This is a genomic window from Streptomyces sp. NPDC006879 (genome assembly GCF_042869595.1).
Lineage (GTDB): Bacteria > Actinomycetota > Actinomycetes > Streptomycetales > Streptomycetaceae > Streptomyces.
Genome location: NZ_JBIAGC010000006.1, coordinates 123,928 through 140,308, shown reverse-complemented (window position 1 = coordinate 140,308; position 16,381 = coordinate 123,928). Strand labels below are relative to the sequence as shown.

General features: G+C 71.3%; 15 protein-coding genes. 12 read left to right on the top strand and 3 right to left on the bottom strand.

Annotated features, from left to right (window positions below):
* Window positions 1-14 precede the first annotated feature (14 nt).
* Entirely contained in the window at window positions 15-524 is a 510-nt protein-coding gene (locus ACFYMC_RS07350; RefSeq protein ID WP_388520164.1) for a GNAT family N-acetyltransferase, read from the top strand.
* Between the two features lie 16 nt (window positions 525-540).
* Here ACFYMC_RS07350 and ACFYMC_RS07345 read toward each other — a convergent pair whose 3' ends face one another.
* A complete protein-coding gene (locus tag ACFYMC_RS07345; protein WP_388520161.1) occupies window positions 541-972 on the bottom strand; it encodes a hypothetical protein in 432 nt (143 codons plus the stop codon).
* The gene (locus ACFYMC_RS07340; RefSeq protein ID WP_388520158.1) at window positions 965-1,333 is read right to left on the bottom strand and encodes a hypothetical protein; all 369 of its coding nucleotides are present in this window, start codon (window positions 1,331-1,333) and stop codon (window positions 965-967) included. The genes ACFYMC_RS07345 and ACFYMC_RS07340 overlap by 8 nt, the downstream gene beginning before the upstream one ends.
* Window positions 1,334-1,949: 616 nt before the next feature.
* On the opposite strand from ACFYMC_RS07340, the gene ACFYMC_RS07335 reads away from it, so the two are divergent.
* The 8 genes from ACFYMC_RS07335 to ACFYMC_RS07300 all read left to right on the top strand — a co-directional run bounded on the left by ACFYMC_RS07335 (window position 1,950) and on the right by ACFYMC_RS07300 (window position 12,989).
* Window positions 1,950-3,041, top strand: a complete 1,092-nt coding sequence (locus tag ACFYMC_RS07335; RefSeq protein ID WP_388520156.1) for a methionine ABC transporter ATP-binding protein — start codon at window positions 1,950-1,952, stop codon at window positions 3,039-3,041.
* Entirely contained in the window at window positions 3,038-3,706 is a 669-nt protein-coding gene (locus tag ACFYMC_RS07330; protein WP_388520153.1) for a methionine ABC transporter permease, read from the top strand. Before ACFYMC_RS07335 ends, ACFYMC_RS07330 begins: the two co-directional genes overlap by 4 nt.
* A 97-nt stretch (window positions 3,707-3,803) precedes the next feature.
* Window positions 3,804-4,664 (top strand): MetQ/NlpA family ABC transporter substrate-binding protein, encoded by an 861-nt coding sequence (locus ACFYMC_RS07325; RefSeq protein WP_388520151.1) that lies wholly within the window; start codon window positions 3,804-3,806, stop codon window positions 4,662-4,664.
* A 180-nt stretch (window positions 4,665-4,844) separates the two neighbouring features.
* On the top strand, window positions 4,845-5,489 hold the full coding sequence (locus ACFYMC_RS07320; RefSeq protein ID WP_388520148.1) for a GNAT family N-acetyltransferase: 645 nt from the start codon (window positions 4,845-4,847) through the stop codon (window positions 5,487-5,489).
* 201 nt (window positions 5,490-5,690) lie between these two features.
* Window positions 5,691-6,920 (top strand): precorrin-6y C5,15-methyltransferase (decarboxylating) subunit CbiE, encoded by a 1,230-nt coding sequence (cbiE, locus tag ACFYMC_RS07315; protein WP_388520145.1) that lies wholly within the window; start codon window positions 5,691-5,693, stop codon window positions 6,918-6,920.
* A 335-nt stretch (window positions 6,921-7,255) separates the two neighbouring features.
* Window positions 7,256-10,543: a nicotinate-nucleotide--dimethylbenzimidazole phosphoribosyltransferase gene (gene cobT / locus ACFYMC_RS07310; protein ID WP_388520143.1), complete on the top strand. Its 3,288-nt coding sequence runs from the start codon at window positions 7,256-7,258 to the stop codon at window positions 10,541-10,543.
* Window positions 10,544-10,864: 321 nt separating this feature from the next.
* Window positions 10,865-12,097 carry a uroporphyrinogen-III C-methyltransferase gene (cobA, locus tag ACFYMC_RS07305; protein ID WP_388520140.1) on the top strand — a complete coding sequence of 411 codons (1,233 nt, stop codon included), beginning with the start codon at window positions 10,865-10,867 and terminating at the stop codon, window positions 12,095-12,097.
* Between the two features lie 73 nt (window positions 12,098-12,170).
* The gene (locus tag ACFYMC_RS07300; protein ID WP_388520137.1) at window positions 12,171-12,989 is read left to right on the top strand and encodes a TrmH family RNA methyltransferase; all 819 of its coding nucleotides are present in this window, start codon (window positions 12,171-12,173) and stop codon (window positions 12,987-12,989) included.
* Between the two features lie 55 nt (window positions 12,990-13,044).
* Here the strand turns inward: ACFYMC_RS07300 and ACFYMC_RS07295 are convergent, their stop codons facing one another.
* On the bottom strand, window positions 13,045-14,265 hold the full coding sequence (locus ACFYMC_RS07295; RefSeq protein ID WP_388520134.1) for a serine/threonine-protein kinase: 1,221 nt from the start codon (window positions 14,263-14,265) through the stop codon (window positions 13,045-13,047).
* Between the two features lie 202 nt (window positions 14,266-14,467).
* Here ACFYMC_RS07295 and ACFYMC_RS07290 point away from each other — a divergent pair, with 202 nt between their 5' ends.
* The 3 genes from ACFYMC_RS07290 (at window position 14,468) to ACFYMC_RS07280 (ending at window position 16,327) form a co-directional block, all read left to right on the top strand.
* On the top strand, window positions 14,468-14,698 hold the full coding sequence (locus ACFYMC_RS07290) for a hypothetical protein (RefSeq protein WP_388520131.1): 231 nt from the start codon (window positions 14,468-14,470) through the stop codon (window positions 14,696-14,698).
* Window positions 14,699-14,922: 224 nt separating this feature from the next.
* Complete coding sequence (locus tag ACFYMC_RS07285) at window positions 14,923-15,129, top strand: hypothetical protein (protein ID WP_388520127.1); 207 nt, start codon at window positions 14,923-14,925, stop codon at window positions 15,127-15,129.
* 199 nt (window positions 15,130-15,328) lie between these two features.
* Window positions 15,329-16,327, top strand: a complete 999-nt coding sequence (locus tag ACFYMC_RS07280) for a phosphotransferase family protein (RefSeq protein WP_388520124.1) — start codon at window positions 15,329-15,331, stop codon at window positions 16,325-16,327.
* Window positions 16,328-16,381 lie beyond the last annotated feature (54 nt).

Below are 16,381 nucleotides of genomic sequence, written 5' to 3'. Positions count from 1 at the left end.
GGAGGCATGCACATATGGGCATGAGTGTGACCATCTCTGCGGCGAACTCGCAGGATGCCGAGCAGATCTTCAGACTGCAGTACTTGTGCTTCCAGCGTGAGGCCGAGCTGTACGGGAACTACCACATCGATCCCCTCGTCCAGACCCTCGACTCCATCCGTGCCGAACTCTCCAGGGACTGCGTTTTGGTGGCCCGACTCGGCGACGAAGTGGTGGGCATGGTCCGGGGGCACACCGACGAGGGCGGCGTGGGCCGGATCGCGAAGCTCGGCGTGCACCCCCGTATGCAGGGCCACGGGCTCGGCACGCGGCTGTTGCGTGCGATGGAGGGGGAGTTGGTCGCCCGCGGGGAGACCGCGCGTTTCCAGCTGCACAGCGGTCACCGTAGTGAGGGTGGCCTGCGCCTCTACAAGCGGGCCGGTTACGCCGCGGTCGGGGACAGCACCGGTGAGGACGGCGTACGCATGATCGTTTTGGAGAAGGAGGCCGCCGGGCGGGACACGGACTACGTGGTCAGCGCCTGAACCACCGCCTTCCCCGCTATGCGGTCCGGGACCGGCGAAGCCACCAGATGCCGGTCACCGGGAGGATCACCGGGATGAACAGGTATCCCATCCCGAAGTCCGACCACACGGTGGCGTCGGGGAAGGCGGAGGGCTCCGCCAGGGTCCACGTTCCCACCGTCAGTACACCGGCGAGTTCGGCGACGCAGCACACCAGGGCCGCTCGGCGCGCTCTTTCCCCGCCCCGCACCAGCGAGTAGGTGATGAAGGTGTACACGAGCGCCGCCAGGCCGGACAAGGTGTAGGCCAGTGGCGCGCGGTCGAACTCGGTGAGGATCTGGTAGAGCGAGCGCGAGAGCGCGCCCACCGTGATCACGCCGTAGACCCAGACCAGCAGTAGTCCCGGGCCGCTCGCCAGGCGGCGGTTCCCCGGGGTCGGTTCGACCCCGTTGGCGGTGGTCTCAGGCACCGTTGCCTCCCCAGATGTCCCACAGGCGCACTTGGAGCACCGCGAGTACGACGGCGCCGGCGGCCACCGTCGCCGATCCCCAGCGGGTGCGTTCGGTCAGCGAGAGGAAGCCCGCGGCCGGAATCGCCAAGAAAGCGCCCACCAGGTAGGAAACGAAGATCACCCCACCCTCGGCAGGGTCCTCACCGCGGCCGAGGCGCACCAGTCCGACGGCCAGCTGGGCCAGCGCGAGGACGCTCACCACGGCCATGCCGATGAAGTGCCAGTCCTTGGTGGGTTCGTTCCGGGACGCGGCGAAGCCGCACCACGCGGCCAGCAGGAGGGCCGCCACTGCGAGCGTGACGGTGAGGGTGACGAACATGGGGGTGAGCGTATTACGGGTGGGTGGGGTCGGTGCGCGCGCCCCCGTGGGGCTCGACCGTCCTCCTGGCTGTTCGGGTGCCTCGCCGTGCGGGTGCTGTGAGACGGGCTTGGCACCCGGCGGCGCGGCGCTGGTGGTCTTGACCACATGTACGGGAGCCGGGAGCGGGGTGTGCGCCGCGGGGTCGGTCTCACTCGACCAGGCTGCGACGCAGGTCACGACGGTCATGTGGGGGGACTTCGGGGATCTCTCGGTGACCCTTTCCGTCCATACTGTGGTCATGTCCTGTCCGATATTCGGACGGTTTTGATCAGTCGGTGAATCTGTCTGGTTAACTGTCGGTATGACCACGACGAGCAGCCGCACCCTTGCGACCGAGGCGATGAACGCGCCCGGTGCTCGTTGTATGTGTCGAATGTGCGCCTTCTGAGGGCCCCCGACTGAGCCTCGCGCCCCGAAGCGAGACCCGGCCGAGCCTCCGCTCACCACGGATCGCTCCCGCCCCGCGCACGCGCTGATCCCACCGGAACCCCACCGGTTCAGCCCGTCACGCGTCCCAGATGCACGCCCCGTGCCGGCTCATCCCTGCCGAGCACTCGACAGCGACGGAAACCCAGTGATCACCACATCGGGCCTGACCAAGGTCTACCACTCACGCGGCCGTGAGGTGACCGCCCTCGACGGCGTCGACCTCCACGTACGCAAGGGCGAGGTCTACGGAGTCATCGGCCAGAGCGGCGCCGGCAAGTCCTCCCTGATCCGCTGCGTGAACCTGCTCGAACGCCCCACCACCGGCACGGTCACCGTGGACGGGGCCGAACTGACCGCCCTGGCCGGGCGGGGCCGCCGGGCCGGTCGCGAGCTCCGACAAGCGCGCAGCCGCATCGGCATGGTCTTCCAGCACTTCAACCTGCTCTCCTCACGCACGGTCCAGGCCAATGTCGAGCTCCCCCTGGAGATCCTGGGCGTCCCCGGCCGCGACCGCTCCCGCAAGGCACTGGAACTCCTCGCACTGGTCGGCCTCCAGGACAAGGCCAAGGCCTACCCGGCGCAGCTGTCCGGAGGACAGAAACAACGCGTCGGCATCGCACGCGCCCTGGCCGGCGACCCCAAGGTGCTGCTCTCCGACGAAGCGACCAGTGCTCTGGACCCCGAGACCACCCGATCGATCCTGCAACTGCTGCGGGACCTCAACCAGCAACTCGGCCTCACCGTGCTGCTCATCACGCACGAGATGGACGTGGTCAAGAGCGTGTGCGACTCAGCCGCGCTGATGAAGGGGGGAAGGATCGTGGAATCCGGCACCGTCACCGAACTGCTCGCCACCCCGGGCTCCGAGCTCGCCCAGGAGCTCTTCCCGCTCAGCGGCGCAGCCACGGGCCCCGAACGCACCGTCATCGACGTCACCTTCCACGGAGAGACGGCGACCCAGCCGGTCATCTCCCAGCTGGCGCGCACCTACAACATCGACATCAGCGTCCTTGGCGCCGCGCTCGACACCGTCGGTGGGCGCCAGGTCGGTCGGATGCGGATGGAACTGCCCGGCCGCTACGAGGACAACGTGGTGCCCGTCGGCTTCCTGCGCGAGCAGGGCCTACAGGTGGACGTTGTCGAGTACGTCGACACCCCCATCGACACCCTCGTGGGCGCCGGTGGCAGCCGCACCCCGCGGGCGCAGCCCCAGCTGGTCGAGGAAGGTGCCAAGTGACCTGGACCGAAATGCAGCCGCTGTTGACGCAGGGCACCTACGACACCCTCTACATGGTGCTGTGGTCCACCCTGGTGACAGTCCTCGGCGGACTCCCGCTGGGCATCCTGCTGGTCCTCACCGACCGGGGCGGACTGCTCCAGAACCGCCCGGTCAACAAGGCGGTCGGCGCGGTGGTGAACATCGGCCGCTCACTGCCGTTCATCATCCTGCTGATCTTCCTGATCCCGGTGACCACGGCAGTGGTCGGCACGTTCATCGGTCCGACCGCCATGATCGTCCCGTTGGCCATCGGTGCCATCCCCTTCTTCGCCCGGCTGGTCGAGACCGCCGTCCGAGAGGTGGACCACGGGCTGGTCGAAGCCGTCCAGTCGATGGGGGGCGGCGTTCCCACCCTGGTCTGGAAGGTCCTGCTGCCGCAGTCCCTGCCGTCTCTGGTCGCCGCCGTGACCACGACCGTGATCACCCTGGTCGGGTACTCGGCCATGGCCGGTGCGGTCGGTGGCGAAGGCCTGGGCTCCAAAGCCATCACCTACGGGTTCCAGCGTTTCGAGACCGGGTTCATGCTCGCCACGGTCCTCGTCCTGGTCGCCCTGGTCACCGTGGTGCAGCTGATCGGCGACGGCGCCGTCCGGCTGCTGGCCCGCCGCGGCCGAGCCACCTGAAAGCGGCGTACACCGCCCCCCGATCCACCCCCCCCAGTACAGCCCGCACTTGTCGTGCTCGGGCTTTCACCGCACCACCAAGAAAGAGGCACTCTTCGTGCGCCAGAACACCAAGCTCACCGCCGTTGCCGCCGCCACCGCAGCCCTCGCCCTCGGGCTGACCGCGTGTGGAAGTTCCTCCGACCCGGCCTCCTCTGGTCAGGGCGACGAGGCCACCGCCTCCAAGCCGCTGGTCATCGGAGCCTCGCCGACCCCGCACGCCGACATCCTGAACTTCGTCAAGACGGAGCTGGCCGCCAAGGAAGGGCTGAAGCTGGAGGTGAAGGAGTTCACCGACTACGTCCTGCCGAACACCGCCACTCAGCAGGGCCAGATCGACGGCAACTTCTTCCAGCACAAGCCCTACCTGGACGACTTCAACCAGAAGAACAAGACCGACATCGTCCCCGTGGTCAACGTCCACCTGGAGCCGCTCGGCCTGTACTCCAAGAAGCACCAGGCCCTCTCCGACCTCAAGGCCGGCCAGACCGTCGCGGTTCCCAACGACACCACCAACGAGGGGCGTGCGCTGCACCTGCTGGCCGACAACGGGCTGATCACCCTCAAGGAGGGAGTCGGTACGGACGCCAAGCTCTCCGACATCAGCGACGCCAAGGGGCTTGAGTTCAAGGAACTGGAAGCCGCCACGCTGCCCCGCGCCCTGAACGACGTGGACGCCGCGGTCATCAACGGCAACTACGCCATCGAGGCCGACCTGGAACCCAGCAAGGACGCCCTGGCGCTGGAGAAGGGTGAGGGGAACCCGTACGCGAACTTCCTGGCCGTCAAGCGCGGCAACGAGAAGGACGCACGGATCCAGAAGCTCGCCAAGCTGCTCAACTCCCCCGAGGTGCAGAAGTACATCGAGGACACCTACAAGGGGTCCGTGATCCCCGCCTTCGGCACCCCGCAGGCCTGACCCCAGGGCCCCGTGGGAACTGGCCCCGCGTCACCTTCGTGGTGGCGCGGGGTCGTTCAGCCGTACGACTGCGGGTGACCCGGCCATGCACATCCCCTGGTCGATGCTGCATGCTGGGCCCCTTGGGGCCGCTACCGTCGGCCGTCCGCGGCCTTCGGCCATCTAGGCATGGAGCAGAGCATGACCACCATCTTCCCGGAGATCTCCATCAGCACCGACCGGCTGGTGCTGCGGCCCTTCGAGGAGTCCGACGTCATGGCGCTCACCGAGATGATGAACGACGAGCTGATCACCACATGGACGGCGGTACCGCACCCCTTCACCCGTGAGGACGCCCGCCGCTGGGTCACCCACCAGGCGCCCGCCGAGCGATCGCAGGGGCGCGGGATCGTCTTCGCCGTGACCGAGTTCCTCACCCAGCGCCTCGTCGGCATCGTGCACCTGCGCAACACGGACTGGCGCTGCCGCAACACCGAGGTCGGCTATGTCACCGCCCCCTGGGCCCGGGGCGAGGGGTACGCGGGCGAGTCCCTGCTCGCCGTGGCCCAGTGGCTCTTCGACGACCAGCAGTTCGAACGGCTGGAACTGCGTACCGCCGCCGACAACACCGCGTCCCAACAGGTGGCCCAGAAGATCGGCTGTATCAGTGAAGGCGTACTGCGCAACGCCTGGATAGTACGCACCCCGACCGCTGACGGGGGCTGGGCCCAACTGCGCACCGACCTCATCGTCTGGAGCCTCCTGCCGGAAGACCTCGACGGGGACCTCCGACACGCCGGCGGGCAGTTCGCCGACGCCGGCGGGTACCCCCGCTACGGGGTTTGACAGCCCCTCCGCTGAGACGCTCGGCCGCTCGTGGCGGGGACCCTCACCCTCCGAAGGACCAGCGGGAGCCGCTCCGACTGCGACCGCCTCCGGCGAACAGGTCCCAGCCTGCCCTGAGCAGGTACGCTCACGATGCGCGCAACCCGACCTCCGCCCGCCCCGCGGAGCCCCAACCTGAGCCGACCCCAGGAGACAGAAGAGATGGCCGACCGGGTTACGGTGATCGGCTGGGACGGCTCCCCCCTGACGGCGGCGGCGACTTCCGCGCTCTCGGCCGCCACCTTGGTGGCCGGCGCGGCCCACCACCTGGAACTCCCCGAAGTCCCGGCCACCGCGGAACGCATCCGTCTGGGCAGCCTGGAACTCGCCGCCCGCAAGATCGCAGCCCACCGGGGCAGCGCCGTGGTCCTTGCCGACGGGGACCCCGGCTTCTTCGGCGTCGTACGCGCGCTGCGCGCTCCGGACCGCGGCCTCGAAGTCGAAGTCGTGCCCGCCGTTTCCTCGGTGGCCGCCGCCTTCGCCCGTGCCGGTATGCCCTGGGACGACGCCCGGATCGTCGTCGCGCACCGGCGCACACTGCGGCGTGCCGTCAACGTCTGCCGCGCCTACCCCAAGGTGGCCGTGCTCACCTCGCCCGGCGCCGGACCGGCCGAACTCGCCCTCCTCCTCGAAGGCGTCCACCGCACCTTCGTCATCTGTGAGGCCCTCGGAACCGCGCAGGAGCAGGTCACCGTCCTCACCTCGGACAGGGCAGCCGACCACAGCTGGCGCGATCCCAACGTCGTGATCGTCATCGGCGGGTCCGTCCTCCCCACCGAGCAGGACTCCTGGCTGGCCGGCGGGCCCCGCCCGCGCAGCCGCGGATGGGCCCTACCCGTGCCGATGCCTCCACCCGGGCCGGACGGCCCGCCCGAGCAGCCCTCCGAAGGTGCCTCGCCGCTGCTGCGAGCCGCCCAGCTGGCCCGGCTCGGCCCCGCCACCGGTGACCTGGTGTGGGACATCGGCACCGGGCGGGGGGCGCTGGCCATCGACGCCGCCTCCTTCGGCGCGGCCGTGATCGCCGTCGACGATGACGCCCAGGCCTGCGCGGATCTGAAGGCCTGGGCGCGGCGGAGCGGGGTGCAACTCCAAGTGGTGCACGGAAGGGCCCCCCACGTGTTGGAGTCGCTGCCCGAGCCCGACGTCGTGCGGATCGGCGGTGGCGGGGTGGAAGTGGTCACCGCCTGCGCGGACCGTCGGCCCGAGCGCATCGTGAGCCATGCGTCCACCCGGGACGAGGCGGAGGCCATCGGCCGGGCTCTCAGCGAGAGCGGATACACCGTCGAATGCGCGCTCCTGCAGTCCGTGGGACTCGACCCGCGCAGCTGGCAGGAGCGGGATCGCTCCGTCGTCTTCCTTGTCTCCGGCACCCGCGAGGGCCGGGCCCAGTGATCCGCCGGCGGCGCCCGCCGGGGTAGGCTGGCCGATCGCCGTACCGCCCTGGGGCTTCACCGTGGCCGGTTTGCCGATGTCCGCATTCGGTCTACCGCCCGGGTGTCGGTGTGGTACGGCAGAATCCGGGGGACACGCGACGTGGCGTAGTCCACAGCAGGCTGTGGCGTTTATGGCTGCCACCGCCGCGATCGCCCGCGACAATGCTGTGTTGTCGGCGGGTGCTCGTGCCGCGTGACGCATCCGCTCGTTCTTCATGACGGGCCCGGGTGTGCCGCGTTCGGACGTCCCGGCGAGCTGATCGAGGAAGCACAACCGATGGGCGAGGGGTACGCATGACTGACACCGGCCAGGTCCCGGGCGAGGGTCTCCCGGACAGCACGGGCATGGTGGATCAGCCGGGCATCCCCGGGCCGACCTCCGGCTTCGTCTACCTCGACACCGACGCGGAAGAGGAGGAGCTGCTCCTGATGCCCAGCGGGCAGGGCTCCTGGAGCGATCCGCAGGTCGTCCCCGTCGTCCCCCCACCCGCCGCCGAGGCCCATGCGCCACAGGAGTTCGCCTCGCAGCCGGCGCCCCCAGCCGAGGCCCACGAGACCGGCGGGCGCGATGCGGGTGCGCTCGACCTCGGCGCCGTGCGCACCGCCCCCGAGGCGCCGGTTCCCGCGACCCCGTTGCGGCGCCCCCTGCACATGGGGCCCCCGATGCCCGAGGCCGGTGGTGGCGTCGTGCGTTCCCTCGCTGACCGGGGGCCGGCCGCACCGCCGACGCCGAGTGCGCCGATGAGCGTCGCGGGCGCGCAGTCCGGACCCGAGGCCACCGAGCAGCAGCGGGAGACCGTACCGGCGCAGGGCGGCCCTCACACGGGCGAGGTCCCCCCGCAGCCGGGCGTCCCTTGGGACTCCGAGCCGCAGCTTCAAACTGCCCTTCCGCAAGTCTCCCAAGCCCCGGTAGCGGAGCCGTCCCTGCTGGTCGCGCAGGCCCAGCCGGTCAGTGCCCCGCAGGCGGGCGCCGCGCAGGGACAGCCCGGTGTGCCGCAGATGCCGGTCGGTGCGTTCGTTCCGATCGAGGCGTCCTTGCCCTCTGCTGGTCAGGCGGCGCCCGTGCTGGGAGAGCCGGCCCCCGCCCCGCTGCCCGAAGCCGCTGCGGAGCCCGCGGCCGAGCCGGCCCCGGAAACGACTGCGGCACCGGTCGACCCCGAGTCCCCACCGGGGGAGTCGATCCCCTTCTCGCCGGCCGACCCGCCCGTGGTGATCGCGCCGCCGGCAGCCGCCGCTGATGAGGCCCCGGCCGCGGCGAGGGTCGTGGAAGCGGTAGCGGAACCTTTGGAAGAGGCCGCCCCGGTCGACACCGAGGTTTCCGGGGCGGAGCCCGACCCTTCCGAAGCCGTCCCCACCGCCCCGGAACCCGTCGCGTCCGCACCGGCCGAGGCCCCTGAGGGGCAGACCCCCGTGGCGCCTCCTACCGAGCAGAGACAGCAGCCGGAAGTCATCGAGACGGCGCTGGAAGCGGAGGCGCCAGCCCCGGCGCAGCCGACGGTCGCCGCCCCCGAAACCCGACAGCCGCAGCAGCCCTCCGTGGTGGTGGAGGAGCCGCCGACGCAGCCAGCCGATCCGGCCGCCTCGGGGACGCCCACCCCGCCGGCCGGGGTACCGCTGGCGGACCTCCTGGTGTCCGGTGCGCTACCGAAGGCCGATCAGGTTCCCGTGGTCGAGGCGGCGCCGATCGAGCCGGAACCGGTCCCGGCCCCGCAGGAGCAGCCCCGGGTCGCGTCCGCCGAAGAGCCGGCGGCGCCAGCCCCCGTCGAGGCGACCGCCACGACGGAGGACGCCCTCGATGCCCCTGAGGGCGCCCCCGCCGAGCCACTCGCACCCCAGGAGGTCGAGCGCCGCGCCGCCGCCCCCGGCTACGACGAGGCGGAGCGTGACGCCGTGCTGCGGGTCATGCGGGAGCGCCGTGACATCCGCAACGGCTTCCGCGCCGACCCGATCCCGCACGAAGTGCTCCTGCGCGTCCTCGAAGCGGCTCACACCGCGCCGAGCGTCGGTCACTCGCAGCCGTGGGACTTCGTGGTCATCCGTTCCGGCGAGACCCGTCGTGCCATGCACGAGCTGGCCACCCGTCAACGGGAGGCGTACGCCAAGTCCTTGCCGAAGGGCCGTGCGAAGCAGTTCAAGGAAATGAAGATCGAGGCCATCCTCGACACCCCGGTGAACATCGTCGTCACCGCTGATCCCACCCGCGGTGGCAGGCACACCCTGGGTCGGCACACCCAGCCGCAGATGGCTCCCTACTCCTCGGCGCTCGCCGTCGAGAACCTGTGGCTCGCCGCCCGCGCCGAGGGACTCGGGGTCGGCTGGGTCAGCTTCTTCGACGAGCGAGAGATGGTCCGGGCGCTCGGCCTGCCCGAGCACCTGGAGGTCGTGGCCTACCTGTGCGTCGGTTACGTCGACGAGTTCCCCGAGGAACCAGAGCTGATGCAGGCCGGCTGGTCCAAGCGGCGACCGCTGTCCTGGGTCGTCCACGAGGAGACGTACGGCCGGCGCGCGTTGCCCGGCGAGGAGCCGCACAGCCTGCTCTCCGAGACCGTCGCGAACATCCGGCCCCTGGACGCCAAGGCGCTTGGTGAGGCCTGGGAGCGGCAGAAGCGGATGACCAAGCCGGCCGGCGCGCTCGGAATGCTGGAGATCATCTCCGCCCAGTTGTCCGGCCTCTCGCGGGTCTGTCCGCCGCCCGTCCCGGAGCCCGCGGCCGTCGCGATCTTCGCCGGTGACCACGGGGTGCACGCCCAGGGAGTCACTGCCTGGCCGCAGGAGGTGACTTCGCAGATGGTCGCCAACTTCCTGGGTGGGGGCGCGGTCTGCAACGCCTTCGCCAACCAGGTCGGCGCCGAGGTCTGCGTGGTCGACGTGGGCGTCGCCGGAGACCTGCCCGCCACCCCCGGCCTGCTGCCCCGCAAGGTTCGTCCCGGCACGTCCGACCTCACCGCCGGCCCCGCGATGAGCCGTGAGGAAGCAGTGGCCGCCATCGAGGTGGGCATCGAGACCGCACGCGATCTAGTCGCAGCCGGCAACAAGGCGCTGCTCACCGGAGAAATGGGCATTGCGAACACCACTGTCTCCGCGGCCCTCATCTCGGTGTTCACCGGTGCGGACCCCACCGAGGTCACGGGTCGGGGTACTGGCATCAACGACGAGATGCACGACCACAAGGTGGACGTGGTGCGCAGGGCGCTGGAGCTGCACCGACCCGACCCCGCCGACCCGATCGGTGTCCTCGCCGCCGTCGGCGGGCTGGAGCACGCCGCGCTGGTGGGCCTCATCCTCGGCGGAGCCTCCCTGCGGACCCCGGTGATCTTGGACGGGGTCAGCGCGGGAGCAGCCGCGCTGGTGGCCCGTGCCATCGCCCCCGAGGCCCTGGCCGCCTGCATCGCAGGGCACCGCAGTGCGGAGCCCGGACATGTGGCGGCGCTGACCAAGCTGGGGCTGCGCCCGCTGGTCGACCTCGACCTGAGGCTCGGCGAGGGGACGGGCGCGCTGCTCGCCCTCCCGCTGGTGCAGAGCGCTGCCCGCGCCATGCACGAGGTGGCGACGTTCGATTCCGCGGGCGTCACCGAGAAGTAGTTCCGACCGTGCCCCCGCTCTTGTCGGAGCGGGGGCACCGAGGCCCTTGGGCACGCGCACCGACGCGTGTGCCGCCCGCCCCCCGACGACGTGGGGCCCCATCCCCCTGCGGTACGCCCCGTGGGTGGGGCAGGCCACCTCGACGCGTCCGGTCGCCCCGGTCGCCCGGGCGGGCCGTCGCCTCGCCCGTCGTGCGCCAGCTCACCGTCCCCGGGGCCGCCCCGGCAAGCCGGGCCCCGTAACGTTGGCCCCGGCGCATGCGCCGCATTCCCGCCCACGCCGCCGCACGCGCAGCCACGTACGTACGAGGAGACACCCGTCATGGCCGAACACTCCGCCTACCCCGTCGGACTGCGCTTGTCCGGTCGGCGGGTCGTCGTCATCGGGGGCGGACAGGTGGCCCAGCGCCGTCTGCCCGCGCTGATAGCTGCCGGCGCCGAGGTGCTGTTGGTCTCCCCCTCCGCGACACCGTCCGTCGAGGCGATGGCGGACACCGGAGAGATCCGTTGGGAGCGGCGCCGCTACCAGGACGGTGATCTGGACGGTGCCTGGTACGTGCTCGTCGCCACCCGTGACCGGGTCGCCAACGATCTGGTGTCGGCCGAGGCGGAGGCCCGCCGGGTCTGGTGCGTGCGCAGCGACGACGCCGAGGCCGCAACCGCATGGACCCCGGCCACCGGTCGCAGCGCCGGGGTCACCGTGGCCGTGCTGACCGCCGAGGCGCAGGAGCGGGACCCGCGGCGCTCGGCCGCTGTGCGGGACGCGATCGTCGAAGGCCTGCGCGAGGGCGCCATCTCGGCGCACCGGCACCGTGGTCACACCACGGGCGTCGCCCTCGTCGGGGGCGGGCCGGGCGATCCGGACCTCATCACCGTGCGGGGCCGGCGCCTGCTCGCCGAGGCGGACGTGGTCATCGCCGACCGGCTCGGCCCGCGGGACCTTCTGGACGAACTTCCGCCGCATGTGGAGGTGATCGACGCCGCGAAGATCCCCTACGGACGGTTCATGCCGCAGGAGGCCATCAACAACGCCCTGATCGAGCACGCCAGGGCGGGGAAGGCCGTGGTCCGTCTCAAGGGCGGAGATCCCTACGTGTTCGGGCGCGGTATGGAAGAAGCGCAGGCTCTGGCCGAAGCCGGCATTCCCTACACGGTCGTGCCCGGAATCTCCAGTTCGATCTCGGTGCCCGGTGCTGCCGGCATCCCGGTCACGCACCGTGGCGTGGCACACGAGTTTACGGTGGTGAGCGGGCACGTGGCGCCGGACGACCCCCGTTCGTTGATCGACTGGGCGGCGCTCGCGAAGCTACGGGGCACCCTGGTGATCCTGATGGGCGTGGACAAGATCGGCGCGATCGCAGCCACCCTCGTCGAGCACGGCCGTGGCGCGCAGACCCCGGTGGCGGTCGTTCAGGAGGGCACCACCGCGGCCCAGCGGCGGGTGGACGCCACCTTGGCGACCGTGGCTGAGACCGTGCGGGACCGCGAGGTCCGCCCGCCGGCGGTCATCATCATCGGAGAAGTCGTCACGGTGGGCCCGCAGGATACCCACTGACCCCGCGTAACCTTGAGTAACCCGGCTGGCCCGGGCCGTTGGCAGCACACCCCGGACAAGGCAGTATCACCCTGTGGCTGATCTCATCACCATCGAAGACCCCGAAGACCCCCGCCTGGGCGACTACACGGGCCTGACCGACGTCGAGCTGCGCCGACGGCGTGAACCGGCCGAAGGGCTGTTCATCGCCGAGGGCGAGAAGGTCATCAGACGGGCCCGACACGCGGGCTATGCCATGCGCTCCATGCTGCTCTCCGCGAAGTGGGTCGACGTCATGCGTGACGTCATCGACGAGGTCCCCGCCCCGGTCTATGCCGTCAGCCCCGAACTGGCAGAGCGGGTGACGGGGTACCACGTCCACCGCGGAGCGCTCGCCTCCATGCAACGCAAGCCCCTGCCGGTGGCGGCGGAACTGCTCGGTACCGCCCGACGAGTAGTGATCATGGAGTCGGTCAACGACCACACCAACATCGGAGCGATCTTCCGTAGCGCCGCGGCCCTGGGAATGGACGCGGTGCTGCTGTCCCCGGACTGCGCCGACCCGCTCTACCGGCGCTCGGTCAAGGTCTCCATGGGGGCCGTCTTCTCCGTCCCCTACGCCCGGCTCGACGACTGGCCCAAGGGCTTGGACGGGGTGCGCGAAGCGGGCTTCAAGCTGCTGGCGCTCACCCCCCACGCGAAGGCCTCCCCGATCGACGCCGCTGCGCCGCACCGCCTGGAGCGTGTGGCGCTGATGTTGGGCGCCGAAGGCGACGGGCTCTCCACCCGTGCACTGGTGGCTGCCGATGAGTGGGTGCGCATCCCGATGGCGCACGGGGTGGACTCGTTGAACGTCGGTGCTGCCGCGGCCGTCGCCTTCTACGCGGTGGCCACCGGGCGGCCGGTCTCCTGAGCAAGACGCCCGCCCTGCGCGCGATCGGGCACCAGGTGCGCGCGGGGCGGTCCGATCACAGCTTCTGCGCGGCGGCGATGCCCAGGGCCACGATCAGCGTGACCACCACGAAGACGATCAGGCGCTGGCGCAGCAGCCTGCGGTCGGGCCCGCCTGGGCGCCGACCTGCGGAAGTCGGTCGCGACGGCCTTCCGTTGGTACCCGGTCCGCCGTCGCGGCCTGCGGGATGGCGCGGCGATGACGGCCGTGAAGCGGTACCTCGCAGCGGCGCCGATCCCGAGGCGGGATTGCGGCCCGGTCGGATCCCGGGTCGGCCGGCGCGCTGAGTGGGAGCCACGACCGACTCCTCACCGGGCCGCAACTCGGTGTGTTGGCGGGCGTACTGGTCGGCCAACCGGCCGGTCGGCCGGGCCGCTTCGCCGCGCTGGGCGGGCGGCCGGGAGTCGGACAGTCCTTGTGCCTCACGTGCCGCGATCTCCTTCAGGCGCATCGACAACTGGAGCGTGGTGGGGCGTTCCTCCGGGTCCTTGGCCAGGCACGCTCGGATCAGCGGAGCCAGCGAGTCCGGCACCCCGTACAGCTGCGGCTCCTCGTGTACCACCCGGTAGAGCATGACCTCGGAACTTCCGTGCCCGAAGGGCGAATCGGCCGTTGCCGCGTACGCAAGGGTGGCCCCCAGCGCGAAGACGTCGGTGGAGGGGGTGACGGTCGCCCCGCGCACCTGCTCCGGAGCGAGGAACCCCGGTGAACCGACCGCGGTACCCACGTGGGTCAGCGTGCTGGCTCCGGTGGCCCAGGCGATGCCGAAGTCGATGATCCGCGGCCCCTTCGGGGAGAGCAGGATGTTGGAGGGTTTGAGGTCCCGGTGGACCACACCCGCCTCGTGCACCGCGACCAGGCCCTCCGAGAGCGCCGCGCCCACCGCGGCGATCTGCGCGGCGCTCAGCGGGCCCTCCTCGGCCACCTTGTCGTGCAGCGAGGGGCCGGGTACGTACTGGGTGGCGAACCAGGGGCGTTCGGCTTCCAGGTCGGCCGCCACCAGACGGGCGGTGCAGCCGCCTCTGATGCGACGCGCGGCCGAGACCTCGCGCGCGAAACGCGAGCGGAACTCCTGGTCCTCGGCGAGATCCGGGCGGATGACCTTCAGGGCCACTCGCTGACCCCGCCGGTCGGAGCCGAGGTAGACCACCCCCATGCCGCCGGCCCCGAGGCGGCGGTGCAGCCTGAACGTGCCGACGACACGCGGGTCCTCGCGCCGGAGCCGCATCATCGCCATGTCCACCCCGCTGCCCGGTCGTCCTGTTGACGAGCCACAGCTTACGGACGATCTGGGGAGTGTGCTCAGAGGCCGCGCCCTCGTCTGGATATTCGATTGTCAGTGCGGAGTGGGACAATTGAAGGGTGGTCAGGAAATGGCCCCACAGCCGTCTTCCGGCCATGTGCATTCCCAAGAGTCCTTCAGAGAAGGGGGTTTGGCGATGAAGGGTGACCGGGTCGAGATCGTCGTGGACGCGGGTGACACGACACGCACGTACGAGGTGGTGGCCAGCCGGGCCGGGCGCAGGGTGGAGACGGCGGTGCGCAGGGGAGTGGTGGAAGTGAGCGAAGTCACCCGGACGGGAGCGGTGGTGCGCACGGCGCGCTTCATGGCCAACCGGGTGCTCGCCCTGGTGGAAGCGCCGGTCCCGGCGCCGCTGGAGACCGAGTGACCGCACGGCCCTCAGGGGTGTCCCCTGGGGGACCGCGGGGCCGTGTACACCCAGGGGAGTACGCCGTGGGCGCCCGCGTCATCCTCCTGTAGGCCCGCCAATGGGTACGAGGGCATGAGGACCAGGCCCCTCGGCGCCCCTACCGTTGAAGTCAAGCGGCGGGTGAAGCACTCGTCCCCCGAGGTCACCAGCCCGCCGCTGCCAAGACGACAGGGAGAGCGACCATGGCGGACACGGCAGGGCGGGCGATGATCCGCACGCAGGGGCGCAAGGCGTTCGCCGCGTTCGGCGGCCGTCAGTCCGGTACGCGCCACCCCTTGGTGGCCGCGGCCATGGTGCTTCCCCTGGCCACCCTCCTGGTCGTCCTCTTCGGCGGCTGGGAAGCGGTGGTGACACAGGCGTCGTCCGTGGGTGTGATGCTCGGGCGCTGAGCGCGTCCCGGCCCGGGAGAGCGGCCCGGGCCGGTGCATCCGGCCGTTTTCAGCCCCGTGGGGACGGGGGTGCGGCGGACGGCTTCACAAGGTGTGGGGGGTGCGGCTGGGGAGCCGCACCCCCCACACCCTTGTCGGCCCGGTGCCTGCCGGGCCAGCGTGCGAGGATACGGGGAACCGCAGCAAGGGGACGAGGACCGTGACCGCCGCACTCGCCGACCAACTGGCCGCCCTCGCGGCGTCCGCACTGCCCCACCCGCACAGAGCGGCGGCGTCCGCTCCGGCCGCGGTGCTCGCTGACCGCGCCGACGGCACCGTGGTCGCAGTCGGGGGAGTGGTGGCCAAGGCGCATGCTCCCGACACCGATCTCCCCGCACTCGCGGTCCGCCTGAGGGTGGCGTCCTCACCCCTGCTCACCGGGGTGCTGCTGCCTCCGCTGCTCCTCACGACGGACCAGGCGGCCCGCGCCAGGGCTGGTGGGCGGGCCGTGTCGCTCTGGCCGCAGGGCAGTCCGGTCGACCCGGAAGACCCCGAAGCCGCACCGTGGGAGGAAGTCGCGCGGCTGCTGGCGCGACTGCACACCACCGCGCCTGATGTCCTCCCCGCCTCGCTCCCGCCGATGCGCGGGCCCGTCAAGGTGGACCGTGCCCTACGCCGCCTCGATCGCGCCTGCCCGCCCACCCGGGGGCCCGGCGCCTCGATGCCTGCTGTCGCCGCGGCGGTGATCCGGGCTGCTGCCGCGACCCTCCCCGCGTGGGCCAAGGGCGGCGCGCCGCAGCCGTCGCGCCACCGGGCCCTGTGCCACGGTGACCTGCATCTGGGCCAGTTGGTGCGCCACCCGGCCCCCGACGGCCCCTGGCTGCTGATCGACGTGGACGACCTCGGTGCCGGCGATCCGGCGTGGGACCTCGCCCGACCCGCCGCCTGGTTCGCCGCGGGGCTATTGGGTGCGGACGTCTGGACCCGGTTCCTGGACGCCTACCGTGCCGCCGGAGGCCCGGCAGCCGGAGCCGCGGGAGACCCCTGGCCCCGGCTGGACGTCGCCGCTCGTGCCCTGACGGTGCAGGCCGCGGCGCTGGCGGTCGCCAAGTCGGTGGCCGAGGAGCGGCTGCTCGACGAGGTGGAGCAGCTGATGGTGGATTCCTGTACCCGAGTTGCGACACTTCGGACCGGCGGGGAAGAGCCTTCACCGGCATAGGGTGATGCCCGAGTCACTGGGCATGCATCCCGGTGATGCCCGACGACGGCGAGG